General features: G+C 60.6%; 25 protein-coding genes. 18 read left to right on the top strand and 7 right to left on the bottom strand.

What is annotated here, in order from left to right:
- The first annotated feature begins 55 nt into the window (after positions 1-55).
- Complete coding sequence (gene rpsT / locus JH25_RS16480; RefSeq protein ID WP_003188401.1) at positions 56-334, top strand: 30S ribosomal protein S20; 279 nt, start codon at positions 56-58, stop codon at positions 332-334.
- A 260-nt stretch (positions 335-594) separates the two neighbouring features.
- Here rpsT and JH25_RS16475 read toward each other — a convergent pair whose 3' ends face one another.
- On the bottom strand, positions 595-1,080 hold the full coding sequence (locus tag JH25_RS16475; protein WP_003171645.1) for an FKBP-type peptidyl-prolyl cis-trans isomerase: 486 nt from the start codon (positions 1,078-1,080) through the stop codon (positions 595-597).
- On the opposite strand from JH25_RS16475, the gene JH25_RS28015 reads away from it, so the two are divergent.
- The 3 genes from JH25_RS28015 to JH25_RS16465 all read left to right on the top strand — a co-directional run bounded on the left by JH25_RS28015 (position 1,079) and on the right by JH25_RS16465 (position 4,448).
- Entirely contained in the window at positions 1,079-1,369 is a 291-nt protein-coding gene (locus JH25_RS28015; RefSeq protein WP_078820254.1) for a DUF3565 domain-containing protein, read from the top strand. The two genes, JH25_RS16475 and JH25_RS28015, sit on opposite strands and share 2 nt — an antisense overlap.
- A 79-nt stretch (positions 1,370-1,448) precedes the next feature.
- The gene (gene pta / locus JH25_RS16470) at positions 1,449-3,548 is read left to right on the top strand and encodes a phosphate acetyltransferase (protein WP_032877983.1); all 2,100 of its coding nucleotides are present in this window, start codon (positions 1,449-1,451) and stop codon (positions 3,546-3,548) included.
- On the top strand, positions 3,549-4,448 hold the full coding sequence (locus tag JH25_RS16465) for an acyltransferase (RefSeq protein WP_032877984.1): 900 nt from the start codon (positions 3,549-3,551) through the stop codon (positions 4,446-4,448).
- 193 nt (positions 4,449-4,641) lie between these two features.
- Here the strand turns inward: JH25_RS16465 and cysN are convergent, their stop codons facing one another.
- From cysN to JH25_RS16450, 3 genes are all read right to left on the bottom strand, one after another.
- Positions 4,642-6,540: a sulfate adenylyltransferase subunit CysN gene (gene cysN / locus JH25_RS16460; protein ID WP_005784642.1), complete on the bottom strand. Its 1,899-nt coding sequence runs from the start codon at positions 6,538-6,540 to the stop codon at positions 4,642-4,644.
- Positions 6,541-6,549: 9 nt separating this feature from the next.
- On the bottom strand, positions 6,550-7,467 hold the full coding sequence (cysD, locus tag JH25_RS16455; protein WP_005784641.1) for a sulfate adenylyltransferase subunit CysD: 918 nt from the start codon (positions 7,465-7,467) through the stop codon (positions 6,550-6,552).
- A gap of 259 nt (positions 7,468-7,726) precedes the next feature.
- Complete coding sequence (locus tag JH25_RS16450) at positions 7,727-8,485, bottom strand: Nif3-like dinuclear metal center hexameric protein (RefSeq protein ID WP_032877985.1); 759 nt, start codon at positions 8,483-8,485, stop codon at positions 7,727-7,729.
- 101 nt (positions 8,486-8,586) lie between these two features.
- On the opposite strand from JH25_RS16450, the gene algW reads away from it, so the two are divergent.
- Together algW and JH25_RS16440 are read left to right on the top strand one after the other, a co-directional pair.
- Positions 8,587-9,747, top strand: coding sequence for a Do family serine endopeptidase AlgW (algW, locus tag JH25_RS16445; protein WP_005784639.1), 1,161 nt, complete (start codon positions 8,587-8,589; stop codon positions 9,745-9,747).
- Positions 9,748-9,859: 112 nt separating this feature from the next.
- The gene (locus JH25_RS16440) at positions 9,860-11,953 is read left to right on the top strand and encodes a TonB-dependent siderophore receptor (RefSeq protein WP_032877986.1); all 2,094 of its coding nucleotides are present in this window, start codon (positions 9,860-9,862) and stop codon (positions 11,951-11,953) included.
- A gap of 127 nt (positions 11,954-12,080) precedes the next feature.
- Here JH25_RS16440 and hemH read toward each other — a convergent pair whose 3' ends face one another.
- The gene (gene hemH, locus JH25_RS16435; protein ID WP_032877987.1) at positions 12,081-13,106 is read right to left on the bottom strand and encodes a ferrochelatase; all 1,026 of its coding nucleotides are present in this window, start codon (positions 13,104-13,106) and stop codon (positions 12,081-12,083) included.
- Between the two features lie 14 nt (positions 13,107-13,120).
- Positions 13,121-14,020, bottom strand: coding sequence for a TIGR01777 family oxidoreductase (locus JH25_RS16430; RefSeq protein WP_032877988.1), 900 nt, complete (start codon positions 14,018-14,020; stop codon positions 13,121-13,123).
- Between the two features lie 212 nt (positions 14,021-14,232).
- Between JH25_RS16430 and JH25_RS16425 the strand changes: the two genes are divergently transcribed.
- The 12 genes from JH25_RS16425 (at position 14,233) to JH25_RS16370 (ending at position 24,224) form a co-directional block, all read left to right on the top strand.
- A complete protein-coding gene (locus JH25_RS16425; RefSeq protein WP_032877989.1) occupies positions 14,233-15,219 on the top strand; it encodes an NAD(P)/FAD-dependent oxidoreductase in 987 nt (328 codons plus the stop codon).
- Positions 15,216-15,431: a TIGR02450 family Trp-rich protein gene (locus JH25_RS16420; RefSeq protein ID WP_032877990.1), complete on the top strand. Its 216-nt coding sequence runs from the start codon at positions 15,216-15,218 to the stop codon at positions 15,429-15,431. Before JH25_RS16425 ends, JH25_RS16420 begins: the two co-directional genes overlap by 4 nt.
- A 111-nt stretch (positions 15,432-15,542) precedes the next feature.
- The gene (locus JH25_RS16415; RefSeq protein WP_005784633.1) at positions 15,543-16,502 is read left to right on the top strand and encodes a YbgA family protein; all 960 of its coding nucleotides are present in this window, start codon (positions 15,543-15,545) and stop codon (positions 16,500-16,502) included.
- Between the two features lie 3 nt (positions 16,503-16,505).
- Positions 16,506-17,435, top strand: a complete 930-nt coding sequence (locus JH25_RS16410) for a MerR family transcriptional regulator (RefSeq protein ID WP_032877991.1) — start codon at positions 16,506-16,508, stop codon at positions 17,433-17,435.
- Complete coding sequence (phrB, locus tag JH25_RS16405) at positions 17,436-18,878, top strand: deoxyribodipyrimidine photo-lyase (RefSeq protein WP_032877992.1); 1,443 nt, start codon at positions 17,436-17,438, stop codon at positions 18,876-18,878.
- Positions 18,871-19,293 (top strand): nuclear transport factor 2 family protein, encoded by a 423-nt coding sequence (locus JH25_RS16400; RefSeq protein ID WP_032877993.1) that lies wholly within the window; start codon positions 18,871-18,873, stop codon positions 19,291-19,293. Before phrB ends, JH25_RS16400 begins: the two co-directional genes overlap by 8 nt.
- Positions 19,290-20,072: an SDR family NAD(P)-dependent oxidoreductase gene (locus JH25_RS16395; RefSeq protein WP_032877994.1), complete on the top strand. Its 783-nt coding sequence runs from the start codon at positions 19,290-19,292 to the stop codon at positions 20,070-20,072. Before JH25_RS16400 ends, JH25_RS16395 begins: the two co-directional genes overlap by 4 nt.
- Complete coding sequence (locus JH25_RS16390; RefSeq protein WP_032877995.1) at positions 20,069-21,316, top strand: NAD(P)/FAD-dependent oxidoreductase; 1,248 nt, start codon at positions 20,069-20,071, stop codon at positions 21,314-21,316. Before JH25_RS16395 ends, JH25_RS16390 begins: the two co-directional genes overlap by 4 nt.
- Positions 21,313-22,122, top strand: a complete 810-nt coding sequence (locus JH25_RS16385) for a DUF1365 domain-containing protein (RefSeq protein ID WP_032877996.1) — start codon at positions 21,313-21,315, stop codon at positions 22,120-22,122. Before JH25_RS16390 ends, JH25_RS16385 begins: the two co-directional genes overlap by 4 nt.
- On the top strand, positions 22,109-23,380 hold the full coding sequence (locus JH25_RS16380; RefSeq protein WP_032877997.1) for an SAM-dependent methyltransferase: 1,272 nt from the start codon (positions 22,109-22,111) through the stop codon (positions 23,378-23,380). Before JH25_RS16385 ends, JH25_RS16380 begins: the two co-directional genes overlap by 14 nt.
- Positions 23,373-23,864, top strand: coding sequence for a DUF2878 domain-containing protein (locus tag JH25_RS16375; protein WP_032877998.1), 492 nt, complete (start codon positions 23,373-23,375; stop codon positions 23,862-23,864). The genes JH25_RS16380 and JH25_RS16375 overlap by 8 nt, the downstream gene beginning before the upstream one ends.
- A gap of 54 nt (positions 23,865-23,918) precedes the next feature.
- Positions 23,919-24,224 (top strand): YkgJ family cysteine cluster protein, encoded by a 306-nt coding sequence (locus tag JH25_RS16370; RefSeq protein WP_032803249.1) that lies wholly within the window; start codon positions 23,919-23,921, stop codon positions 24,222-24,224.
- 136 nt (positions 24,225-24,360) lie between these two features.
- On the opposite strand, the gene JH25_RS16365 is transcribed toward JH25_RS16370, so the two are convergent.
- On the bottom strand, positions 24,361-24,879 hold the full coding sequence (locus tag JH25_RS16365) for an acyloxyacyl hydrolase (protein ID WP_005784623.1): 519 nt from the start codon (positions 24,877-24,879) through the stop codon (positions 24,361-24,363).
- Positions 24,880-24,963 lie beyond the last annotated feature (84 nt).

Below are 24,963 nucleotides of genomic sequence, written 5' to 3' on the forward strand. Positions count from 1 at the left end.
ATTCGCGGCCTATTTTGTTTGCTATTTCCTAAAAAGTCTTTCGAGGAGCTCGACGGTGGCCAACACACCTTCCGCCAAAAAACGTGCAAAACAGGCTGAGAAGCGTCGCAGCCACAACGCCAGCCTGCGTTCCATGGTTCGTACCTACATCAAGAATGTAGTTAAAGCCATCGACACCAAAGACGCTGAAAAAGCTCAAGCTGCTTACGTTCTGGCCGTGCCAGTTATCGACCGTATGGCCGATAAAGGCATCATCCACAAGAACAAGGCCGCTCGCCATAAGAGCCGCCTGAATGGCCACATCAAGGCTCTGAGCGTTCCTGCTGCAGCCTAAGTGGTAACAACTGCCACGCAGCCCAGGCTGCGTAACAGTTAAGAAATGCCCCGTACCGAAAGGTCCGGGGCATTTTTGTTTGCCCAAAGATTCATCACAACTTCCCTTGTGGGAGGGGGTTTGCTCCCGATGGCGGTGTGTCAGTCAGAATATCTGGTACTGATACACCGCTATCGGGAGCAAGCCCCCTCCCACATTAAAACGCAAAAAAACGCCCCGAACCAGTCGGGCGTTTTTGCTACCGATTGATCAAACCACAATCAATGGTGGTGACCGCCTTCACCGTGGACGTGGCCGTGAGCCACTTCTTCCTGGGAAGCATCGCGGATGGCAACGATTTTCACTTGGAAGTTAAGGCGCTGGCCAGCCAGAGGGTGGTTGCCGTCGACAGTCACATCATCGCCGTCCAGGTCACGGATGGTGACGATCTGCATTTGGCCGTCCGGCGCGGAAGCGTGGAACTGCATGCCCACTTCCAGCTCGTCAACGCCTTCGAACATGCTGCGGCTCAAAGTGCTGACCAGCTCGGCGGAGTATTCGCCGTAGGCATCTTCAGGTTCTACGGCTACGGTCAGTTCGTCACCGACTGCCTTGCCTTCCAGGGCCTTTTCCAGGCCTGGGATGATGTTACCTGCGCCTTGCAGGTAGACCAGCGGCGCGCCGCCGGCTGAGCTGTCGATGACCTCACCAGCGTCGTTGGTCAGGGTATAGTCGATGGAGACAGCCTTGTTAGCGGCGATCGTCATGGGGCGAGACCTTTTGCATAAGAATGAAGAACGGACAAGTCTAAACAAGGATTTGCCCGAAAGCGAACAGAACCCGGACAGACGGGGCCGACCAACGGTCTCGACGATCACCGGATTCCACCAGGATGACGACCGGCACTGGGTTGCCGAGCTGTCCTGCGGCCACACCCAGCACCTGCGCCACCAGCCGCCGTGGCAGTCGCGCGCCTGGGTCGTCGACCCCGCGCAACGCCTTGAAAAAATAGGCCAACCCTTTGCGTGCGGCTGGTGTGCGCAAGTGCGCGAATAACGATAACCTTGACGCCTGATTCGCGGTAGGCGCCCATGCATAGGGCGCCACCCAAGCCATGCACCTCCAGAGAATTCGCATGCAGACTTTTTTTATCGCGCCCACCGATTTTGGTGTGGGTCTGACCTCCATCAGCCTTGGGCTGGTGCGCACCCTGGAACGGGCCGGCCTTAAAGTCGGCTTCTTCAAACCGATTGCCCAGCCACACCCGGGCGATACCGGTCCGGAGCGCTCCACTGAGCTGGTGGCACGTACCCACGGCCTGAAGCCACCACAACCCCTGGGCCTGGCCCATGTGGAGCGAATGCTCGGCGACGGCCAACTCGATGAGCTGCTTGAAGAAATCATCACCCTGTATCAGCAGGCCGCCGTAGGCAAAGACGTGCTGATCGTCGAAGGCATGGTGCCGACCCGCAGCGCCAGCTACGCCGCGCGGGTCAACCTGCACCTGGCCAAGAGCCTGGATGCGGAAGTGATCCTGGTCTCGGCGCCGGAGAACGAAGTGCTCACCGAGCTTTCTGGCCGGGTGGAATTGCAGGCCCAACTGTTCGGCGGCCCCAAAGACCCGAAAGTATTGGGCGTGATCCTCAACAAAGTGCGCACCGACGAAAGCATGGAGGCATTCTCGGCGCGCCTTAAAGAGCACTCGCCGTTGTTGCGCAGCGGCGATTTCCGCCTGCTTGGCTGTATCCCCTACCAGCCCGAACTCAATGCCCCGCGTACCCGCGATGTGGCCGACCTGATGGGTGCGCAGGTCCTCAACGCCGGCGACTACGAAACCCGGCGCATGACCAAGATCATCATTTGCGCCCGTACCATGCGCAACACCGTAGAGCTGCTCAAGCCCGGCGTCCTGGTGGTCACCCCCGGCGATCGCGACGACATCATCCTCGCCGTCAGCCTGGCCGCGATCAACGGCGTGCCGCTGGCCGGCCTGCTGCTGACCAGCGACACCCTGCCCGACCCGCGCATCATGGATCTGTGCCGCGGCGCCTTCCAGGCCGGGTTGCCAGTGCTGTCGGTGAGCACCGGCTCCTACGACACCGCCAACCAGCTCAATAGCCTCAACAAGGAAATCCCCATCGATGACCGTGAGCGCGCGGAGATCATCACCGACTTCGTCGCCAGCCACCTCGACGCACGCTGGCTGCACCAACGGTGTGGCACGCCCAGGGAGATGCGCCTGTCGCCGGCGGTGTTCCGCTACCAGTTGATCCAACGGGCCCAGGCCGCCAACAAGCGCATCGTGTTGCCCGAGGGCAGCGAGCCGCTGACGGTGCAGGCCGCCGCCATCTGCCAGGCCCGAGGCATTGCCCGCTGCGTGCTGTTGGCCAAACCGGCGGATGTCGAAGCGGTCGCCCGTGCCCAGGGTATCGAGCTACCCGAGGGCCTGGAGATTCTTGACCCGGACCTGATTCGCCAGCGCTATGTCGAGCCGATGGTTGCCTTGCGCAAGACCAAGAGCCTCAACGCCCCCATGGCCGAGCAACAGCTGGAAGACACAGTGGTGATCGCCACCATGATGCTCGCCCTGGACGAAGTGGACGGCCTGGTCTCCGGGGTTGTTCACTCCACCGCCAATACCATTCGCCCTGCCCTGCAACTGATCAAGACCGCGCCCGGATGCACCCTGGTATCGTCGGTGTTCTTCATGCTGTTCCCCGAGCAGGTGCTGGTGTACGGCGACTGTGTGATGAACCCACACCCAAGCGCCGCGGAACTGGCGGAAATCGCCTTGCAAAGCGCCGATTCCGCCGCCGCGTTCGGCATCACGCCACGCGTGGCGATGATCAGCTATTCCAGCGGTGATTCGGCCAGCGGCGAGGAAGTGGAAAAAGTCCGCGAAGCCACCCTGCTCGCCCACGAACAGCAAGGCTCGCTGCTGATCGACGGACCGCTGCAATACGACGCCGCCGCCAATGAAAGCGTGGCCCGGCAATTGGCGCCCAATAGCCAGGTGGCGGGCAAGGCCACGGTGTTCGTGTTCCCCGACCTGAACACCGGCAACACCACTTACAAAGCCGTGCAACGCAGCGCCGATTGCGTGAGCCTGGGGCCGATGCTCCAGGGCCTGCGCAAACCGGTCAACGACCTGCCGCGCGGCGCCCAGGTAGACGACATCGTGTACACCATCGCGCTGACTGCGATCCAAGCCGCCAACCGACCTATGGATATCTAAATGCTGGATTTTCTACCTGCCGCCGTACGCGGGGTGATCGCTTCGCTGTTGCTGGCGCTGAACACGATCCTGCTGTGCTCGTTCCTGTTTATTGTCGCGCTGTTCAAGGCACTGCCCTTCGCCAAGCGCTTCAGCGAATGGCTGATGAACCACACCCACGAAGCCTGGGTGACCAACAACAAAGGCTGGATGAACCTGGTGCGCCGCACACGCTGGCACCTGAGCGGCCTTGAAGGCCTGGACTATCAGCATTCGTATCTGGTGACCAGCAACCACCAGAGCTGGGTCGATATCATGGTGCTGCAATACGTGCTCAACCGGCGCATTCGCCCGCTGAAGTTTTTTCTCAAGCAAGAGCTGATCTGGGTGCCGGTGATTGGTCTGGCGTGGTGGGCACTGGGCTTTCCGTTCATGAAGCGCTACACCAAGGCTTATCTTGAGAAGCACCCGGAAAAGAAAGGCAAGGACCTGGAAACCACCCGCAAGACCTGTGCGAAGTTTCGCGACAACCCCGTGGGGATTTTCAACTTTGCCGAAGGCACACGCTTTACGCCGGGCAAGCATGCGCAGCAACAGTCACGGTTTCGCTACCTGCTTAAACCCAAGGCGGGCGGCATTGCGTTTGTGCTGGATGCCATGGGCGAGCAGCTCAAATCATTGGTGAATGTGACCATCCATTACCCTGCCGGGCGCCCAGGCTATTGGGATTTGCTGTGCGGCAATGTGAAGGAGGTGGTGGTGCATTTTGAAGAGGTGCAGATCCCGGCTGAATTCATTGGCAAGAATTATGAGCAGGATGGGGAGTACCGGTTAGCGTTCCAGGGCTGGATCAACCGGTTGTGGGAAGACAAGGATGCGTTGCTGGAGCAGTTGCACAAAGACTTTCCAGCCAGCCGCTGATCAACATGTGGATGCAATTCAATGTGGGAGCTGGCTTGCCTGCGATAGCGGTGGATCAGCTAAGGATAAATAAACTGACAGTCCGCCATCGCAGGCAAGCCAGCTCCCACATTGACCGAGTCCACATTTGAGAATGTGTAAAAAGCCCGCCACCGATCACTCGGTGGCGGGCTTTTTTGTGCGGCAATAAAGCCTAGATCGCGCCGCGCTGACGCAACAACTCCAGCACTTGCTTGACGCTGTCTTCCAGCGACAAGGCCTGGGTATCGATCACCAGGTCGGCATTCAACGGCACGTCGTACGGGAAGGACTCGCCAGGGATGTTATCCCCACCGGCCGCGTACAAACCTTGCGGATCACGCTCGGCACATACCAGCGGCGACGCCTGCACATATACGGTCAACAGGCGATCACTGCCAATCAGCGCCTTGGCCTGTTCACGGCCTTCGGCATCCGGCGCGACAAAAGCCGCCAGGGTCAGCAAACCGGCTTCGTTGAACTGACGCGCCACGTGAGCCGCACGGCGCCAGTTCTCGGTACGCCCGGCACGGTCCTGAGGCAAGCCTTTGTTCAGGTCATGCCGCAGGTTCTGGCCGTCCAGCACGAACACCGCACGCCCCATGTCGAACAGCTTGCGCTCAACCGCATAGGCCAACGTGCTCTTGCCGGCACCCGACAAGCCGCTGAACAACACGGTGGCCGGCTGCTGGCCGAAACGCAGGGCACGTTCTTCAGTGGCCACGTGTGCCAATTTGTCGTGCTGCGCTGCACCGCCCTGGCTGGCCGGTGGCGCGATGATCATGCCCGCGGCCACGGTGCCATTGGTCAGGCGGTCGATGACGATAAAGGCACCGGTGGTGCGATTGCTGTCATAGCCATCCAACGCAATGGCGGCATCAAGGCTGACCTTGACCCGGCCAATTTCGTTGAGCTGCAGCGAACTCGCCGGGCCTTCGGCCAGGGTGTTCACGTCCACACGATGCACGATGCTGGTGATAGAGCCCGGCACGTAGCTGGTAGCGCGCTTGATGTCGTATTTCTTGCCCGGCAGCATCGGCTCTTCAGCCATCCACACGAGCATGGCGTCGAACGCATCGGTCACTTGCGGCACATTGTCGGCATGCACCAACAGGTCGCCACGGGAGATATCGATCTCGTCTTCCATGGTCAGGGTCACGGCCTGGCCTGGGCCGGCGTGCTCCAGCTCACCTTCGAAGGTGACGATGGATTTGACCCGGCTGCGTTTGCGTGACGGCAGCACCACGACTTCGTCGCCTTTGTGCACGATGCCGCTGGCAAGAGTGCCGGCAAAACCACGGAAGTTCAGGTTCGGGCGGTTGACGTACTGCACCGGGAAACGCAGGTCGGTGTAGTTGCGGTCGTTGGCGATCTCGACGGTCTCGAGGATCTCCATCAGCGACTGGCCGGTGTACCAGGGCGAACGCTCGCTCTTGTTCACCACGTTGTCGCCCTTGAGCGCCGACATCGGCACGAAGGCCAGGGTACTTGGCTTGAACGCGATGCCTTCGGCGAACTTCAGGTAATCGGCCTTGATCGACTCGAATACGCTTTGGTCAAAGCCGTTGATGTCCATCTTGTTGACGGCCACCACGATGTGCTTGATGCCCAGCAACGAGGCGATAAAGCTGTGGCGACGGGTCTGGGTCTGCACGCCATAGCGGGCGTCGATCAGGATAATCGCCAGGTCACAGGTGGACGCACCGGTGGCCATGTTGCGGGTGTACTGCTCATGGCCGGGGGTGTCGGCGATGATGAACTTGCGCTTGGCGGTGGAGAAGTAGCGGTAGGCAACATCGATGGTGATGCCCTGCTCACGCTCGGCCTGCAGGCCGTCGACCAGCAAGGCCAGGTCGATGTCATCGCCGGTGGTGCCGGACTTCTTCGAATCGCGGGTGATGGCTTCCAGGTGATCTTCGTAGATCATCTTGGAGTCGTGCAGCAGGCGCCCGATCAGGGTGCTCTTGCCGTCGTCGACGTTGCCGCAGGTCAGGAAGCGCAACATCTCTTTGCGCTCGTGCTGGCCCAGGTAGGCGAGGATGTCCTCGCTGATCAAATCAGATTGATGCGACATGACAGCCCCTTAGAAATAGCCTTGACGTTTTTTATCTTCCATGGAGCCTGCGCCATCGTGGTCGATGACCCGGCCCTGGCGCTCGGAAGTTCGCGTCAGGAGCATTTCCTGAATGATGTCCGTCAGCGTCTCGGCTTCGGACTCCACCGCGCCCGTCAACGGGTAGCAGCCAAGGGTACGGAAACGGACTTTCTTTTTGACGATGCGGGCTTTGTCTTCGTCGGACAGGTGTTCGAGGATGCGGTCGTCGTCGATCATGATCAACGTGCCGTTCTTCTCGATCACTTCGCGCTCGGCGGCGAAGTACAGCGGCACGATCGGGATGCCTTCCAGGTAGATGTACTGCCAGATATCCAACTCGGTCCAGTTGGACAACGGGAACACGCGAATCGACTCGCCCTTGTTGACGTTGCCGTTGTAAACGTTCCACAGCTCCGGACGTTGGTTCTTCGGGTCCCAGCGGTGCTTGCTGTCGCGGAACGAGTACACGCGCTCTTTGGCACGGGACTTCTCTTCATCGCGACGGGCGCCGCCGAACGCTGCATCGAAACCATGCTTGTCCAGGGCTTGCTTGAGGCCCTCGGTCTTCATGATATCGGTGTGCTTGGCGCTGCCGTGGGTGAAGGGGTTGATACCCTGCGCCACGCCATCCGGGTTGACGTGAGTGATCAGGTCCAGGCCAAGCTCTTCGACCATTTTGTCGCGGAACTTGTACATTTCCTGGAATTTCCAGCGCGTGTCGACGTGCATCACTGGGAACGGCAGCTTGCCCGGGAAGAAAGCCTTGCGTGCCAGGTGCAACATCACGGCGGAGTCTTTACCGATCGAGTAGAGCATCACCGGGTTGTCGAACTCGGCGGCGACCTCGCGGATGATGTGGATGCTTTCCGCCTCCAGCTGTTTCAGATGCGTCAGTTTGTCGACCATGGTTACTCACGGAAAAACGATCTTATGGACGGCCAGGCGGGCCGTGTTCGAGCGGGGCATGCTAGCACAGCACCTTCTTCTATTCAGGGCGCCATCTAGATCGAAACGGTATATGAATATACCGACCAGTTTGGCCGCAAATAGACTCAAGTGTGGGAGGGGGCTTGCTCCCGATAGCAGTGTGTCAGTTAGTACATATTTCAATGATCCATCGCCATCGGGAGCAAGCCCCCTCCCACATTCAGTCGCGCTCTAAGGCTCAGATCGGGTTCGGGCAGTCGATAAATAGATGCTCCAGGGCAAAGCGTCGCGCCAGGTAATCGCCCAACGCCTGCACCCCATAGCGCTCGGTGGCGTGATGACCGGCAGCAATGAAGCTGACGTCGTTTTCACGGGCGCTGTGGAAGGTCTGCTCGGATGCCTCGCCGCTCAGGTACAGGTCGACCCCGGCGGCAATCGCCTGGTCGATATAGCCCTGGCCACCTCCGGTGCACCAGCCGACGCGGCGGATCATCTGGCTGCCTTCGACCAACAGCGGTTCGCGCCCCATTGCATCCTGCACACGGCGGGCGAAATCACGCGGTGACAAAGGTTCGGCCAGCGACCCCACCAAGCCGACCACCTTGGGGTTGCTCGGGTCCAACGGGCCTTCGACGGTGATGTCCAGTTGCTTGGCCAGTTGCACGTTATTGCCCACCTCAGGGTGAAGGTCCAATGGCAGGTGATAGGCCAATAGGCTGATGTCGTGCTTGAGCAGGGTTCTCAGGCGGCGCTGCTTCATGCCGGTGATACACGGGCTCTCGCCCTTCCAGAAATAACCATGATGCACCAGCACCAGGTCGGCCCCGGCTTCGACGGCGGCGTCCAGCAGCGCCTGGCTTGCGGTCACACCGCTGACGATGCGCATCACCTGCGGACGGCCCTCGACCTGCAAGCCATTGGGGCAATAATCGGCAATTTTGGCACTGCCAAGGTAGCGGTCGGCTTCCTCGACGAGGGTGGTAAGGGGGACGGCCATAAAAGACTCCTAAATATCCGGTTCGCAGGCATCGCAGCCTCGTATAATGCGCGACATTATGGGCGCTCGCCCGCCCCCTGCAACCTGTCAGGACTTACTTGATGCTCAAGGCACTGCGTTTTTTTGGATGGCCATTGTTGGCTGGCGTGCTGATCGCGATGCTGATTATTCAGCGTTATCCCCAATGGGTGGGCCTGCCTACCCTGGATGTGAACCTGCAACAAGCACCGCAAACCAACACGGTGGTGCAGGGCCCGGTCACCTATGCCGACGCGGTCACCATTGCGGCCCCTGCGGTGGTCAACCTGTACACCACCAAGGTCATCAACAAACCGGCACACCCGCTGTTCGAGGACCCGCAGTTTCGCCGCTACTTCGGTGACAACGGCCCCAAGCAGCGCCGCATGGAGTCGAGCCTGGGTTCCGGGGTAATCATGAGCCCCGAAGGCTACATCCTCACCAATAATCACGTGACTACCGGCGCCGACCAGATCGTGGTCGCCCTGCGTGATGGCCGCGAAACCCTGGCCCGTGTGGTGGGCAGCGACCCGGAAACCGACCTCGCAGTACTGAAAATCGATTTGAAGAACCTGCCATCGATCACCCTCGGTCGCTCCGACGGGTTGCGCGTGGGTGACGTAGCACTGGCGATCGGCAACCCGTTCGGCGTGGGCCAGACGGTCACCATGGGCATCATCAGCGCCACCGGGCGCAACCAGTTGGGCCTTAATAGCTACGAAGATTTCATCCAGACCGACGCAGCCATCAACCCGGGCAATTCCGGCGGTGCGCTGGTGGATGCCAATGGCAACCTGACCGGCATCAACACAGCGATTTTCTCCAAGTCCGGCGGCTCCCAAGGCATCGGTTTTGCGATCCCGGTGAAGCTGGCGATGGAAGTGATGAAGTCGATCATCGAACACGGCCAGGTCATTCGCGGCTGGCTGGGCATCGAAGTGCAACCCTTGACCAAGGAACTGGCCGAGTCGTTTGGCCTGACCGGACGCCCAGGCATCGTGGTCGCCGGGATCTTCCGCGATGGCCCGGCACAGAAAGCCGGCCTGGAGTTGGGCGATGTAATCCTCAGCATCGACGGTGCACCGGCCGGTGATGGCCGCAAGTCGATGAACCAGGTAGCGCGAATCAAACCGACCGACAAGGTGGCGATCCTGGTCATGCGTAACGGCAAGGAGATCAAGCTCTCGGCGGAAATCGGCCTGCGTCCGCCACCGGCGACCGCACCGATAAAAGAAGAGCAATAACCGTCGCGACCCTAGCGCCCGTTCGCGGGCGCTTGTAGGGCGACATTTCTTAGCGATTCATTCTCATTAGGCATGTTATATTGTTTCAATATCGCTATTGGAACGCTCTATCATGCCGTCTCGAAAGTTTGTGCCCTTGGCCGGCCTGGCCTTGGGTTTGCTGCTCGACCCTGCTTACGCCGAAGAAAACACCCTGGAACTGGACACCATCAGCGTAACCTCCGAGGCGTATGAGTCCGCCACAGGCCCGGTCCAAGGCTATCGCGCCACCCGCTCTGCCAGTGCCACCAAAACGGATACCGCCCTTCGCGACATACCGCAATCGATCAGCGTGATCCCCGCCACGGTGCTCAAGGACCTGGGCAGTACCAGCGTGGAGCGCGCCCTGGAATTTGCCGGCGGCGTATCCAAGCAAAACAACTTCGGTGGCCTGACCCTCTACGAATACAGCGTGCGCGGCTTCACCACGTCTGAGTTCTACCAGGACGGTTTCAGCGCCAACCGCGGTTACCCCAGTACGCCGGACGCGGCAAATATCGAACGCATTGAAGTTCTCAAAGGCCCCGCCGCCAGCTTGTATGGGCGTGGCGATCCTGGCGGCACGGTGAACATCGTCACCAAGAAACCCCAGCCCGAAGCGTTCACCACCTTGCAAACCAGTGCTGGTAGTTGGGACCGCTACCGCACTGCGCTGGATGTGAATACGCCGCTGGACAGCGAGGGGCGCGTCTTGTCACGGGTGAATCTGGCGGTTGAAGACAAGCACAGTTTCCGCGATCACGTGGACGCTAAACGAGTGTTCGTCGCGCCGTCGTTCAGTTGGCAGTTGACCCCGGACACTCAGTTGCTGGTCGAAAGCGAATTCGTGCGCCACAGCTCCACCTTCGACCGGGGCATCGTCGCCGATACTGGCATGTCCCATTCCACCTTTCTGGGCGAGCCCAACGACGGCAATATTCGCAACCACAACAACCGCATCCAGGCCGCGTTGGAACACCACCTCAACGACGCCTGGAAGCTGCGCCTGGCCAGCCACTACAAGCAGGGCAGCCTGTGGGGCGATGCGTCGGAAAGCCGTGCGCTGAATGGGGATGGTCACACCGTCAACCGTCGCTACCGTGAACGCTCGACCGGTTGGCATGACAGCATCACCCAGCTGGAACTGCGCGGGCTGTTCGATATCGGCAGCTGGCAGCATGAACTGCTGATCGGCACCGAATACGAGGACTACCGCAAAAAGGAGCGTGTGACGGCGATTGGCGGTGACTACCCTATCGACATCTATAAACCGGTCTATGGCCAGGCCAAACCCAATGGCGCACGCTCCGGCACCGACTTCTTCGAACAGACCAAAAGCCACGCCCTGAACCTGCAAGACCAGATCATCTTCACCGACCGCCTGCGAGGCATGATCGGTGCGCGCTTCGAGCACTTCGAACAGAGCACCGAGAACTTCGCCCGCAACCACGCCAAAAGCCGCCAGACCCACGACGCCCTGACCCAACGCGCCGGCCTGCTCTATCAGCTGACACCGCAAGTCGGGGTATTTGCCAACGCATCCACCTCGTTCAAGCCGAACAGCGGCCTGGATGCCGGCGGCAAATCCTTCAAGCCAGAAGAAGGCGTGGGCTATGAGGTGGGTATCAAGAGCGAGATGTTTGACGAGCGCCTCAGCGCGACGCTCGCGGCCTTCCATATCGAAAAGGAAAACGTCCTCACCCTGGACCCGGCGACCAACACCGACCGCGCCATTGGCAAGGCGCGCAGCCAGGGGTTTGACCTGCAGGTGACCGGGCAAGTGACCGACGCCATACGCGTGATTGGCGCCCTGGCCTACATCGACGCCGAAGTGACCAAGGGCGACAAAGCCATCCCCACGGGCAGTCGCATTCTCGGGGTCGCCAAGCGCAGCGGCAGTCTGTTGGGCGTTTATGAATTCCAGGATGGGGCGTTGCGCGGTTCAGACCTGGGGGCGGCGTTTACTTATGTGGGTGACCGTTCCGGCGAGGCGGGCACAGGCTTCGAACTGCCGGCCTACCACACCGTGGATTTACTGGCCCACTACAAGGCCACGAAGAATGTCACCGTGGGGCTGAACCTGAATAACCTGTTCGATGAGAAGTACTACGAGCGCTCCTACAGCCGCTATTGGACCAACCCCGGTGAACCGCGCAACCTCACCGTCAGCCTGACCCTCAATCTCTGACGAGCATGGAACTGAATGTGGGAGGGGGCTTGCTCCCGATAGCAGAGTATCAGGCAGTATATCTGTCACTGATCCACCGCCATCGGGAGCAAGCCCCCTCCCACATTTGAGTCACCGCAAGGCTTGACTACAAGGCAACGGGCGCTCGTTCGCACAGGGTATTGAGCGCCGCCGCCCATTGCGGGTCATCATTCAAGCACGGCACCAACACCAACTCCTCGCCCCCCGCCTCGCGGAACTGCTCCCGCCCGCGATCACCAATTTCTTCCAAGGTCTCGATGCAGTCGGCGACAAACGCCGGGCACATCACCAGCAGCTTCTTCACGCCCTGCTGGGCCAGCGCCTCCAGGCGGGCCTCGGTGTAGGGCTCGATCCACTTGGCCCGGCCAAGGCGCGATTGAAACGCCACCGACCACTTGCCATCGGGCAAACCGGCACGCGCGGCAAAATCCCGGGCGACGCTGAAGCATTGGGCGCGATAGCAGGTGGCGAGCACCTCTGGCGATGCGTTCTTGCAGCAGTCGGCACCCTTGAAGCAATGCCCGCCGGTAGGGTCGAGCTTTTTCAGATGGCGCTCGGGCAGACCATGGAAACTGAGCAGCAAGTGATCGAAATCCTGCTCCAGGTAAGTGCGTGCGCTGGTTACCAGAGCATCGAGGTACTCGGGCTGGTCGTAAAAAGGCTGCAGGATCGAAAACTGGATAGCGAGTTTCTTGTCGCGCACCACGCGCCTGGCTTCTTCTATCACCGTGGTCACGGTGCTGTCGGCAAATTGCGGATACAGCGGCGCCAGTGTCACCTTGCCGATACCCTGGGCGGCCAGCCGTGTCAGGGCGGTTTCCAGCGACGGCTCGCCATAACGCATTGCCAGTTCCACAGGGCCGTGGGTCCACTGCGCAGTCATCTGCTGTTGCAGACGACGGCTCAAGACCACCAACGGCGAGCCCTCATCCCACCAGATCGACGCATAAGCATGGGCAGACTGCTCAGGGCGCTTGATCAGGATCAGCGACACCAGCAAACGCCGCACCGGCCATGGCAGGTCGATCACATAAGGGTCCATCAGGAACTGATTGAGGTAGCTGCGCACATCAGCCACCGAAGTGGACTTTGGCGAACCCAGGTTGACCAGTAACAACGCGTGATCGGTCATGCAACATCCTATCTTTAGAGGCGGCTGGACAGGTCGTCCAGAGCCGCACGCAACTCAGTGAACTGGAAAGTGAAACCCGCCGCCAGCAGCCGTTCAGGCAAGGCCTTCTGCCCGCCCAGCAACAAACCAGACAATTCGCCCAGGCCAACCTTCAGTGCAAACGCCGGCATCGGCATGAACGCCGGGCGGTGCAACACCTGGCCGAGGGTCTTGGCAAACTCGCGATTACGCACCGGGTGTGGCGCGCAGGCATTATAAGGACCGCTGGCGTCAGTCTTGTGCAGAAGAAAATCAATCAGGGCGATTTGATCCTTGATATGCACCCATGGCATCCACTGCCGACCGTTACCGATCGGCCCGCCCAGCGCCAGTTTGAAGGGCAGCAACAGGCGCGACAAAAAGCCGCCCTGCGCCGACAGCACCAGGCCGGTGCGCACCAGCACCACGCGAACGCCCAGGGCTTCGGCACGTTGGGCGGTTTCTTCCCAGGCAATACACAACTGGCTGGGGAAATCGTCCAGCACTGGCCCGCTGGCTTCGGTCAATTCGCGCTCGCCGCCGTCGCCATACCAGCCCACTGCGGAGCCGGAGATCAGTACCGCCGGTTTCTGCTCCAGGCTGTCGATCCAGGCCAGCAGGGTTTCGGTGAGGTTGATGCGGCTGCTCCACAGCAATGCCTTGCGCTTGTGGGTCCAGGGCCGGTCAGCGATGGGTGCACCCGCAAGGTTGACCACCGCGTCCACCGCGCCAATCACCTCTTGCAGGCGAGCCACCCCAAGCACCTGTGCGCCGCAGACCCTGGCGACCGTTTCCGGTTGCCGGCTCCACACCGTCAGGCGATGACCCTGGGCGAGCCAGTGTTGGCAAAGTTGACGGCCAATCAGGCCGGTACCGCCGGTCAGCAAAATATGCATGGGACTCTCCTCATGTAACGTTCGCCGCCGCTCACTGGTCTATTTTATAAGCAGGGATCAATTTGATAATCGAGCGTGACGCGCGTTCAAGCCTGAGCTTAACCATAGGTCACGCCACACAATCAGGCACGCCAAAACTTATACCAAAAAACAATATTGTACAGCTATTGGTGTCGGCGTAGTCTGTACCCAACGGTAAAACGAGGCCTCCCATGACTGTCCCCATCGCGATCATCGGCACCGGCATAGCCGGTCTCTCCGCCGCCCGAGCGTTGAAAGACGCGGGCCACACCGTACAACTCTTCGATAAAAGCCGCGGCAGCGGTGGCCGCATGTCCAGCAAGCGCAGCGATGCCGGCGCGCTGGACATGGGCGCGCAATACTTCACCGCCCGCGACCGGCGCTTCGTCAACGAAGTGCAGCGCTGGCAAAGCAATGGCTGGGCCGAACAGTGGAAGCCCCAGCTGTACAACTTCAAGTCCGGCCAACTGACGCCTTCCCCCGATGAACAGATCCGCTGGGTCGGTACACCGCGCATGAGCGCGATCACCCGCGCACTGCTCGATGACCTGCCGGTGGAGTTCGGTTGCCGCATCACCGAGGTGTTCCAGGGCACACAGCACTGGAACCTGCTCGACGCCGACGGTGAGAGTCACGGCCCCTTCAGCCATGTGATCATCGCCACACCGGCCCCTCAGGCCACTGCCCTGCTGGCCGCTGCCCCCAAGCTGGCAAGTGCCGCCGCCGGGGTGAAAATGGACCCGACCTGGGCCATTGCGCTGGCCTTCGACAAGCCCCTGGATACACCGATGGAGGGCTGCTTCGTGCAAGACAGCCCCCTTGACTGGCTGGCGCGCAACCGCAGCAAACCCGGGCGCGACACCACCCTCGACACCTGGGTGCTGCACGCCACCAGCGCCTGGAGCAAGGCGCACCTGGACCTGCCCAAGGAAGCGGTAATCGAGCACTTGCACGGCGCCTTCGCCGAACTGCTGCACAGCGCCATGCCCGCGCCGTCATTCAGCCTGGCACACCGCTGGCTCTACGCTCGCCCGTCGGGCAGCCATGAGTTCGGCGTACTGGCCGATGCCGACCTGGGCCTGTTCGTCTGCGGCGATTGGTGCCTTTCGGGCCGGGTGGAAGGCGCCTGGCTCAGTGGTCAGGAAGCGGCACGACGCTTGATCGCACACCTGCAATGAACCGCCTCAACCCCAGCAAGCTGCTGCTGTCGAAATGGACGGCAGCACAGCCACGCAACAAGGAAAAACACTTTTTGGTCACCGAGTTGTTTCGTGATGACGAAGGCACGGTGCTGGAAATCGAGCTGCAAGCGGTGCTGACCCAGCGTGCCGAACGCCTGCCATGGCAGACCCTGCAAAACGCCGAGTGCTGGAAAATCGGCTGGAAGTAACGCTGCAAAAAACCTATACAAACTATTTGACTTGTACAACATCGAATCTATGATGAGACGTAGTTGTACAAACTTTATAAGTTGTACAGGATTATTGCAGAGGTTTTGGGTATGTCGAGTAGTACAAAACCGAAGATCGCCATCAGCGCCTGCCTCCTTGGCGAGAACGTGCGCTTTAACGGTGGGCATAAACAGTCGCTGCTGTGCACCCAGACACTCAGCGACTACTTCGACTTCGTGCCGTTGTGCCCGGAAGTTGCCATCGGCATGGGCATCCCCCGCGAGCCAATCCGGCTGGTAGGCGACCCTGCGCAGCCGCAAGCCGTTGGCACGGTAAACCGTGAACTCAACGTCACGCAGCCACTGCACGACTACGGCCAGCAAATGGCCCAGGCACACACCGACCTGTGCGGTTATATCTTCATGCAGAAGTCGCCATCGTGCGGCCTGGAGCGGGTCAAGGTGTACCGCGCCAACGGCACGCCCGTTGACGGTGGCGGCCGCGGCATTTACGCCCAGGCGTTTTGTGCGCGCCACCCTAACCTGCCGGTAGAAGAAGACGGCCGGCTGAACGACCCTGTGTTGCGGGAAAATTTCCTGACCCGCGTATTCGTGTATGCCAGCTGGCAACAACTGCTGGCCGAGGGGCTCACCCGCCACGGCTTGCTGACGTTTCACTCGCGCTACAAGTACCTGCTGATGGCCCACAGCCCGGCGCATTACAAAAGCCTGGGCCATTTGCTCGGCAGCATGGGCAAGGACGTCGATCTCCAGGCTCTGGCCCACGGCTACTTCGGCGAGCTGATGACGGGCCTGAAGAAGTGCGCCACCCGCGGCACACACAGCAATGTGCTGCAACACATCAGCGGCTACCTCAAGCAGGTCATCAGCGCCGATGACAAACAGGAAATGCAAACCGTGATCGGCCAGTACCGTCAAGGCATCGTGCCGCTGGTAGTGCCACTCACCCTGCTCAAGCATCACTTTCGCCAACATCCGGACCGTTACATCGCACAGCAGGCCTACCTGCAACCGCACCCGGAAAACCTCAGCCTGCGTAATGCGATATAACCCATGAAAGCTGCCCTGCTTGACGAACCCGGCGAAGACATTGCCCTGGCCATTGAAAACGGCTGGTTGCCAATCCGCGAAGTGGCGCGCCAGACCGGCGTCAACGCCGTGACCCTGCGCGCCTGGGAGCGCCGCTACGGCCTAATCGTGCCCCAGCGCACGCCCAAGGGGCACCGGCTGTTCAGTGCCGAACATGTACAACGCATCCACGCCATCCTCACCTGGCTCAATCGAGGCGTGCCGGTCAGTCAGGTCAAAGGCTTGATCGACTCAGCCCAGGCCAGCCCCGCGCCCATGGAAAACGAGTGGCACGCCCTGCGCCAGCATTTGGTGGATGCCATCAGCGAACTGGCCGAACGCCGGGTCGATGACGCCTTCAACCAGGCCATGGCGCTCTACCCGCCACGCACCTTGTGCGAGCAATTGATGCTGCCGCTGCTCAAGGAGCTGGAACAACGGTGGCAGGGCCAGTTCGGCGCGCAGATGGAGCGGGCGTTTTTCCTGTCGTGGCTGCGCAGCAAGTTCGGCGCGCGGATTTATCACAACAATCGCCAACTCCACGGCGCGCCGCTGCTGCTGGTCAACCATTCCGACTTACCGCTGGAACCGCACCTGTGGCTCAGCGCCTGGCTGGCGAGCAGCGCCGACTGCCCGGTGGAAGTATTCGATTGGCCGCTGCCTGCCGGCGAACTGGCCCTGGCGGTGGAACACCTGCAACCACGCGCCGTGCTGTTGTATTCGAGCAAGACCCTCCATTTGTCGACACTGACAAAACTATTGGGCGACGTCAGTTGCCCAATAGTGATTGCCGGCCCGACGGTGCGCATTCACAACGCCGAGTTGTCCGTACTCACCCGCGACATCCCTGAGTTGTTCATGGCGCAAGACCCGTTGTCGGCCCACCAATTATTGATCCAGCGTGGAATCGTCTAAATGCATCTGATCTGGCTGCGCACCGACTTGCGCCTGCACGACAACACGGCCCTTGCTGCTGCGTGCCAGCGTGGCCCCGTCGCGGCCATTTACCTGATCACTCCCCAGCAGTGGCTGGCCCACGATGACGCGCCGTGCAAAATCGATTTCTGGCTGCGCAACCTGCAGCACTTGAGCCAGGCGCTGGGCGAACTGAACATCCCTTTATTGATCCGCTACGCCGCGACCTGGGACCAGGCGCCCGCTGCACTGAGCGAACTGTGCCGGGAACTGTCGGTGGAGTCTGTGCACGTCAACGAGGAATACGGCATCCACGAGAGCCAGCGTGATGCTGGCGTGGCAGAGACGCTGCAAACGCAGGGAATCACGTTTCACAGCTACCTGGACCAACTGTTTTTCCAACCCGGTAGCGTACTGACCAAGACCGGCACCTATTTCCAAGTGTTCAGCCAGTTTCGCAAGGTTTGCTACAACCGCCTGCACAGCGCCCTGCCGCGCCAGGTGGCAACGCCGAAAGCTCAGGCCAGGCTCGACGTGAGAAGCGATCCGGTGCCGACCACGGTCGACGGTTTCGAGTCGCCCAGCGAAACTTTGCGCGCCCTGTGGCCAGCCGGTGAAGACGAGGCGCGCCGCCGCCTCGACGCCTTCACCGACGAGCAGATCAGCTATTACAAGGACGAGCGCGACTTCCCAGCCAAACCCGGTACCAGCCAGCTTTCGGCCTACCTCGCCGCCGGTGTGGTTTCGCCGCGCCAGTGCTTGCACGCTGCGCTGCAAACCAATCAGGGCGAGTTCGAAAGCGGCGACATCGGCGCCATCACCTGGATCAACGAGCTGCTATGGCGCGAGTTCTATAAACACATTCTGGTCGGCTACCCACGGGTGTCCCGCCACCGCGCCTTTCGCCCGGAAACCGAAGCGCTGGCGTGGCGCAATGCCCCCGAAGACCTCGCGGCCTGGCAACAGGCGCGCACGGGTTTGCCGATCATCGACGCGGCCATGCGCCAATTGCTGGAAACCGGCTGGATGCACAACCGCCTGCGCATGGTGGTGGCGATGTTCCTGACCAAGAACCTGCTGATCGACTGGCGCGAAGGCGAGCGCTTTTTTATGCGCCACCTGATCGACGGCGACCTGGCGGCCAATAATGGCGGTTGGCAGTGGAGCTCATCGACCGGTACCGACTCGGCACCGTACTTCCGGATTTTCAGCCCGTTGAGCCAATCGGAAAAATTCGACGGCGACGGCATTTTCATCAAGCGCTGGCTGCCGGAACTGGCCACGCTGAATAAAAAAGAAGTGCATAACCCGGCAGCGGCTGGCGGTTTGTTTGGCGTGGCGGATTACCCCTGCGCCATCGTCGACCTCAAAGCCTCTCGGGAACGCGCATTGGCTGCCTTTCGCCGCCTGCCTTCACGTCAGGAGATGGCCGATCATGAGTGACTTCCTGCGCCGCTTCGCCGAAGCCTTCACTACGCTGGACAAGCACAACCTGCACCTGCTTGGCAGTTTGTACAGTGATGACATTGTATTTGCCGACCCGCTGCATGAAGTCCATGGGCTGCCCGAACTGCAGCGTTATTTCGCTCAGCTATACAGCAACGTCAGCCAACTGGATTTCGAGTTTCAGGGTATCGACCAGACGGCCGAAGGCGAAGGCTACCTGCGCTGGATCATGAGTTTTCGTCATCCGCGCCTGGCCGCAGGCAAGATGATCCGGGTAGAGGGCTGTTCCCACTTGATGTGGCGCGACAAGGTCTACCGGCATCGCGATTACTTCGATGCGGGCGCACTGCTTTATGAACATGTGCCGATTCTCGGCCGCGTCATCAGTTGGCTGAAAAGGAGAATGGGATGAGCCTTGCATCGCCCCGCCGTTATTGGCTGACCGGCGCCAGCAGTGGCATCGGCGCCGCATTGGCCGTAGAGCTGCTCAACAGTGGCGCCCATGTGGCCCTCAGTTCCCGCACCAAAGGCCCGCTGGAAGCACTCGCCCATCGTTATCCAGGGCAAGTGCTGGTGGTGGCCGGCGACCTGACCGACAGCCAGACCGTGCGCGAGATCGGTGAACACATCGCCCAGGTCTGGGGTGAGTTGGACACGGTGATCCTCAATGCCGGCACCTGTGAATATGTCGACGCCCGGCAATTTGACGCTTCGATCATCGAACATGTGGTGCGTACCAATCTGTTGGCCAGCAGTTATTGCATCGAGGCCGCGCTGCCGCTGTTGCGCGCGGGGCGTACCCCGCATCTGGTGGGCGTGGCCAGCGCGGTGACTTACCTGCCGATGCCACGCGCCGAAGCCTATGGCGCATCCAAGGCCGGCCTGCGTTACCTGTTCGAGTCCCTGCGCATCAGCCTGTCACCGGAAAACATCGACGTCACCGTGATCAGCCCAGGCTTTGTTGACACACCGCTGACCGAACGCAATGACTTCCCGATGCCCCTGAGCTGGTCCGCCGACAAGGCGGCGCGGCACATCTTTGCGAAACTGGAGAAACGCCCGCTGGAAATTGCCTTCCCGGCCATGTTCATTGCCACCCTGTGGCCGCTGTCGAAGTTGCCTAACCGCGCGCAATTGATCATCGGCAAGCGCATGTTGCGCAGCCCGCCACCGAAAAAGGACATTCCGTGAAGATCGCCATTGTCGGCAGCGGTATCGCCGGGCTGACCAGCGCCTACCTGCTCAGCCGCCGCCACGACATCACGGTGTTCGAAGCGGGCGACCGCATCGGCGGGCACACGCACACAGTCCACGTTACCGTAGAGGGCGAACGCTATGCCGTGGACACCGGCTTTATTGTGTTCAACGACTGGACCTACCCCAACTTCATCCAGTTGCTGGGCCAGATCGGCGTGACGTTCAAACCCACCGAAATGAGCTTTTCGGTGTGTGACCAAAGCAGCGGGTTCGAGTACAACGGCAACAACCTCAACAGCTTGTTTGCCCAACGCCGCAATATTCTGTCGCCCGGGTTCTGGGGCATGTTGCGCGATATCCTGCGCTTCAACCGCCAGGCGCCTTTGGACCTGCAAGAGCAGCGTATCAGTGCCGAGATGACCCTCGGTGACTACCTCGCAGCCGGCGGTTACGGCCAAAGGTTTATCCGCCACTACATCGTGCCAATGGGGGCTGCGATATGGTCAATGTCCCTTTCGGACATGCTCGGTTTCCCACTGCAATTCTTCGTGCGCTTCTTCAAGAACCACGGCTTGTTGTCGGTCAACAACCGGCCGCAATGGTGCGTGATCGAAGGCGGTTCAAGCAGCTACATCGAACCGCTGACCCGCAGTTTTCGCGAGCGTGTGCGCCTCGGTTGCCCTGTGCATAAAGTGCAACGCACCGACAATGGCGTGGTTATCCACAGCCCGTACGGCAGCGAAACCTTCGACCGGGTGGTATTGGCCTGCCACAGTGATCAGGCCCTGGCATTGCTTGACGACCCGAGCCAGGCCGAACAAGAGATCCTCGGCGCCCTACCCTACGCCGACAACGACGTAGTGCTGCACACCGACACGCGCTTGCTGCCTGACCGCGAGCTGGCCTGGGCCAGTTGGAATTACCGGCTGACCGGCCACTCGCAGAATCAGGCCGCCGTCACCTACGACATGAACATCCTGCAGGGCATCGACAGCGACACCACGTTTTGTGTCAGCCTCAACCAGACGCAAGTGATCAACCCGTTGAAGATCCTCGCGCGCTACACCTACGCCCATCCGCAGTACAGCCTGGCCGCCGTGGCCGCTCAAGCACGCTGGGAAGAATTGCACGGCACCCGCAACACCTTCTACTGCGGCGCGTACTGGGCCAACGGCTTCCACGAAGACGGCGTGGTCAGTGCCCTGCGCGTGGCCCAGGCGTTCGGGGAAAGCCTGTGAACAGCGCCCTGTACAGCGGCTGGATCGCCCATCGCCGGTTTACGCCCAGGGCCCACGCTTTTCGCTACCGCATCGGCCTGCTGTATCTGGACCTCAGCGAACAGGATGCAGTACTCGGGCTTTCACCCCTGGCCGGCACTGGTCGCCTGGCGCCTTTCGGCTTTCGCCAGCAGGATTACCTGCGTGAACTCACGCGCCACGGCATGAGTTTGAGCGATGCCGTGCGCCACGAAGTCGGCAAAGCTCTGGGGCGAACACCCCAGGGCGCTATCTGCCTGCTGACCCAGGCCCGCAGTTGGGGCCTGGCGTTTAACCCGGTGAGTTTCTTCTACTGCTTCGAGGCCGACGGGCAGTTGGCCGCGATTCTGTGTGAAGTGACCAACACGCCATGGCGCGAGCGCTATCACTACGTGCTGCCGGCCCAGCCCCTCGACGCCGATGAGCATCAGCACTTCGCCGTGGCCAAAGGGTTCCATGTGTCGCCCTTCTTACCGCGCGACCTGGAATATCGCATGAGTTTCAGCCCTCCATCTGCCCGGCTCGGCGTGCACATGGCCGACTGGCAGGGCACGCAAAAGGTTTTCGACGCCACCTTGAGCCTGGAAAAACACTCACTCAGCCGCGCAAGCCTGCATCAATATTTGTGGCGTTTCCCCTGGATGACCGCCAAGACCTGCCTGGCAATCTACTGGCAAGCCTTGCGCCTGCTGCTCAAGCGCACACCGATTTTTTCCCACCGGGCCGCCGATGGCGCCTCTCGCACCGCCGTCGGGTACACCAAGGATCGCCGCCATGAAACACCCTAGTTTATCGGTCAAGGCTAACCGCCTGAACGTCAATGGCATGACCGCTGCGCTGTTGCGCAAGGCGGTGCTGCGCCAGCTCAGCCAACTGCGTCACGGCCAGTTGGTGGTGATCGAAGACGGCGAGCGACAAGTGTTCGGCGCACGGGAAGCGCACCTGTTAGGCGAAATTCAGATTCTCGACTCGGCGGTATGGGGCCTGGTGGCCGCCAATGGTTCGATCGGCGCCGGCGAGGCATTTATCCATGGTTACTGGACCAGTCCCGACCTCACCGCCGTGGTCCGGGTGATGGTCAGCAACCTGGAAGTACTCGACGCCATGGAAGGTGGCCTGGCACGCATGGCCCGCCCGTTCACCCAAGGCCTGCACTGGCTCAACCGCAACACACGCAAGGGCTCGCAGAAAAACATCGCCGCCCATTACGACCTGGGCAACGACCTGTTCGAAGAGTTTCTCGACCCGACCATGATGTACTCGGCGGGGCAGTTTTTGACACCCGATGACAGCCTGGAACAAGCGCAACTGAACAAGCTGGAGCGCATCTGCCAGAAACTGGCGCTCAAGCCCAGCGACCATCTGCTGGAAATCGGCACCGGCTGGGGCAGCATGGCGTTGTATGCGGCGCAGCATTACGGCTGCAAGGTCACCACCACGACCCTGTCCAAGGAGCAATTCGCCTACACCGAAAAACGCATCCAGACGCAAGGCCTGCAAGATCAAGTGACCTTGCTGCTCAGCGATTACCGCGACCTCACCGGCGAGTATGACAAGCTGGTGTCGATCGAGATGATCGAAGCGGTGGGCCATCGGTTCCTGCCGACCTATTTCAAACAATGTGCGCACTTGCTCAAGCCCAACGGCCTGATGCTGCTGCAAGCCATCACCATTCGCGAACAGCGCTTTGAGCAGGCCAAGCGCAGCGTCGACTTCATCCAGCGCTACATTTTCCCCGGTGGCGCCCTGCCCTGTGTACAGAACATGCTGCACATCGTCAGCCGCGACACCGACATGAACCTGCTGCACATGGAGGAATTCGGCCTGCACTACGCCCGTACCCTGCGCCTGTGGCATGAAAACTTCCGCCGCGCCCATGGCCGTCTCATGGAATTGGGCTACGACGAATATTTCCTGCGTTTGTGGGAGTTCTACCTGTGCTATTGCGAAGGCGGGTTTATGGAACGCACCATTGGTACCGCACAACTGCTGCTGGCCAAACCCGCGGCGATCAACCCGCCATTGCTTGGGCGCTTCAGTGCTTAAAACCCTGGCCAATGCCGCGCTGTTCCAATGCGGCTGGTTTGCCTGCGTACTCGGCGGCGACAGCCCATGGCTGCTGGTGGGTTTGGCGGCACTGGGCGTGCATCTGCTGTGGATAAGTTCGCCGGCGGATGACGGCCTGCTCGTGCTCAACGTGACACTGGCGGGCACACTGCTGGACACGCTGTTGCGCACCCTGGGCGTTTTCCACTTCAGCGAGCCCGGGCCGTTGATTCCATTCTGGTTGATCGTACTGTGGGCGCTGCTGGCCACGACCCTGCGCCATTGCCTGGCCTGGAGTGCACGGCCCTGGTGGCTGGCCGGCCTGTTGGGCGCAGTGGGTGGGCCTTTGTCTTATTACGCCGGCAGCCAATTGGCCGGTGTGGGTTTTGGCTACGGCACGGCAGCCACTCTGACCGGTCTGACGCTGTTATGGGCCATGCTGTTCCCCTTGCTGCACGGGCTCGCGCGCAAGCTCGAACACTGACGCTTGTCCGAGCATTCATACACGTTTAACGCACTTGCCTTACACTGCGCGGCTATGACCAACATCCCCCATATCCAAATCACTGAACCGGCCGTCACCTGCTCGACGTGCGCGGCCTGCTGCTGTCAGCTGGAAGTCATGCTGATCACCGACACCGGCGTGCCGCAGCGCTTTATCGATACCGATGAGTGGGGCGGCGAAGTGATGCTGCGCCTGGACGACGGCTGGTGCGCCGCGCTGGACCGGGACACGATGATGTGCACAATTTACGCGCTTCGACCGCTGATTTGCCGGGAGTTTGAGATGGGTGCGCCGGAGTGTCTTGAAGAGCGGGAAGGCATCGCGACGGTCTACCGCTGATCCTGCGATGAGCAAAGATCTAAATGTGGGAGCAGGCTTGCTCGCGAAGGCGGTGGGTCAGTCTATGCATGTGCTAGCTGATACACCGCTTTCGCGAGCAAGCCCGCTCCCACAGGGGGGCTTCGTTGTTGTTGAATTACAACGGCATGGTGTAGTGCAACGAGTAGCTCTCTACCCCATCGTTATTGCTGCTGATGCCGGCGTTGGAATAGTGCGTGGCGCGAATGCCCACTTCATGCCCACCGGTAAACCGCAGGCCGAAACCCAGGCGGTCTTCGAACTGAAAGGCTTGGCCGATGTTGTTGTCTTCCAGCCGGGTACGGGAGAACACCGCCACGCCGATACCGGCTTCGATGTAGGGCTTGACCGACTGGCCGGCAAACTCATACACAAACACCGGCGAGAACGACAGGCTGCTGGCACCTGCCCGGTCATCACCTTCCCAATACGTGTAGGCGCCGCTCCAGTAGCCGGTCAGACGGCCAACATCGCTTTGCATCCAGCTTTTATCCCAATCCGAAGTCAGGCCCAGTCGATAGGTCAACGTCGAATCACTGGTACTCCCCAACCCGAACTCCAGGCCGGCGGCCTGGGCTGAAACAGAGTGTCCCAACACAGCGGCCGCAATCGCAGCCAAACAGAACAAGCGCTTCATAAGAAACATCCTTCCGAACGAAGTTATATAGTTTTAAACAGGCTAACTGGCTATAGAAGCTGACGTAGAGCCGGAAGTTCAGCT

This window comes from Pseudomonas sp. BRG-100 (assembly GCF_000737955.1).
Lineage (GTDB): Bacteria > Pseudomonadota > Gammaproteobacteria > Pseudomonadales > Pseudomonadaceae > Aquipseudomonas > Aquipseudomonas synxantha_A.

Coding starts and splice junctions, on each gene's coding strand:
- JH25_RS28015 (WP_078820254.1), top strand. CDS start 1,079: ATGGGGCGAGACCTTTTGCATAAGAATGAAGAACGGACAAGTCTAAAC.
- JH25_RS16475 (WP_003171645.1), bottom strand. CDS start 1,080: ATGACGATCGCCGCTAACAAGGCTGTCTCCATCGACTATACCCTGACC.
- pta (WP_032877983.1), top strand. CDS start 1,449: ATGCAGACTTTTTTTATCGCGCCCACCGATTTTGGTGTGGGTCTGACC.
- JH25_RS16465 (WP_032877984.1), top strand. CDS start 3,549: ATGCTGGATTTTCTACCTGCCGCCGTACGCGGGGTGATCGCTTCGCTG.
- cysN (WP_005784642.1), bottom strand. CDS start 6,540: ATGTCGCATCAATCTGATTTGATCAGCGAGGACATCCTCGCCTACCTG.
- cysD (WP_005784641.1), bottom strand. CDS start 7,467: ATGGTCGACAAACTGACGCATCTGAAACAGCTGGAGGCGGAAAGCATC.
- JH25_RS16450 (WP_032877985.1), bottom strand. CDS start 8,485: ATGGCCGTCCCCCTTACCACCCTCGTCGAGGAAGCCGACCGCTACCTT.
- algW (WP_005784639.1), top strand. CDS start 8,587: ATGCTCAAGGCACTGCGTTTTTTTGGATGGCCATTGTTGGCTGGCGTG.
- JH25_RS16440 (WP_032877986.1), top strand. CDS start 9,860: ATGCCGTCTCGAAAGTTTGTGCCCTTGGCCGGCCTGGCCTTGGGTTTG.
- hemH (WP_032877987.1), bottom strand. CDS start 13,106: ATGACCGATCACGCGTTGTTACTGGTCAACCTGGGTTCGCCAAAGTCC.
- JH25_RS16430 (WP_032877988.1), bottom strand. CDS start 14,020: ATGCATATTTTGCTGACCGGCGGTACCGGCCTGATTGGCCGTCAACTT.
- JH25_RS16425 (WP_032877989.1), top strand. CDS start 14,233: ATGACTGTCCCCATCGCGATCATCGGCACCGGCATAGCCGGTCTCTCC.
- JH25_RS16420 (WP_032877990.1), top strand. CDS start 15,216: ATGAACCGCCTCAACCCCAGCAAGCTGCTGCTGTCGAAATGGACGGCA.
- JH25_RS16415 (WP_005784633.1), top strand. CDS start 15,543: ATGTCGAGTAGTACAAAACCGAAGATCGCCATCAGCGCCTGCCTCCTT.
- JH25_RS16410 (WP_032877991.1), top strand. CDS start 16,506: ATGAAAGCTGCCCTGCTTGACGAACCCGGCGAAGACATTGCCCTGGCC.
- phrB (WP_032877992.1), top strand. CDS start 17,436: ATGCATCTGATCTGGCTGCGCACCGACTTGCGCCTGCACGACAACACG.
- JH25_RS16400 (WP_032877993.1), top strand. CDS start 18,871: ATGAGTGACTTCCTGCGCCGCTTCGCCGAAGCCTTCACTACGCTGGAC.
- JH25_RS16395 (WP_032877994.1), top strand. CDS start 19,290: ATGAGCCTTGCATCGCCCCGCCGTTATTGGCTGACCGGCGCCAGCAGT.
- JH25_RS16380 (WP_032877997.1), top strand. CDS start 22,109: ATGAAACACCCTAGTTTATCGGTCAAGGCTAACCGCCTGAACGTCAAT.
- JH25_RS16370 (WP_032803249.1), top strand. CDS start 23,919: ATGACCAACATCCCCCATATCCAAATCACTGAACCGGCCGTCACCTGC.
- JH25_RS16365 (WP_005784623.1), bottom strand. CDS start 24,879: ATGAAGCGCTTGTTCTGTTTGGCTGCGATTGCGGCCGCTGTGTTGGGA.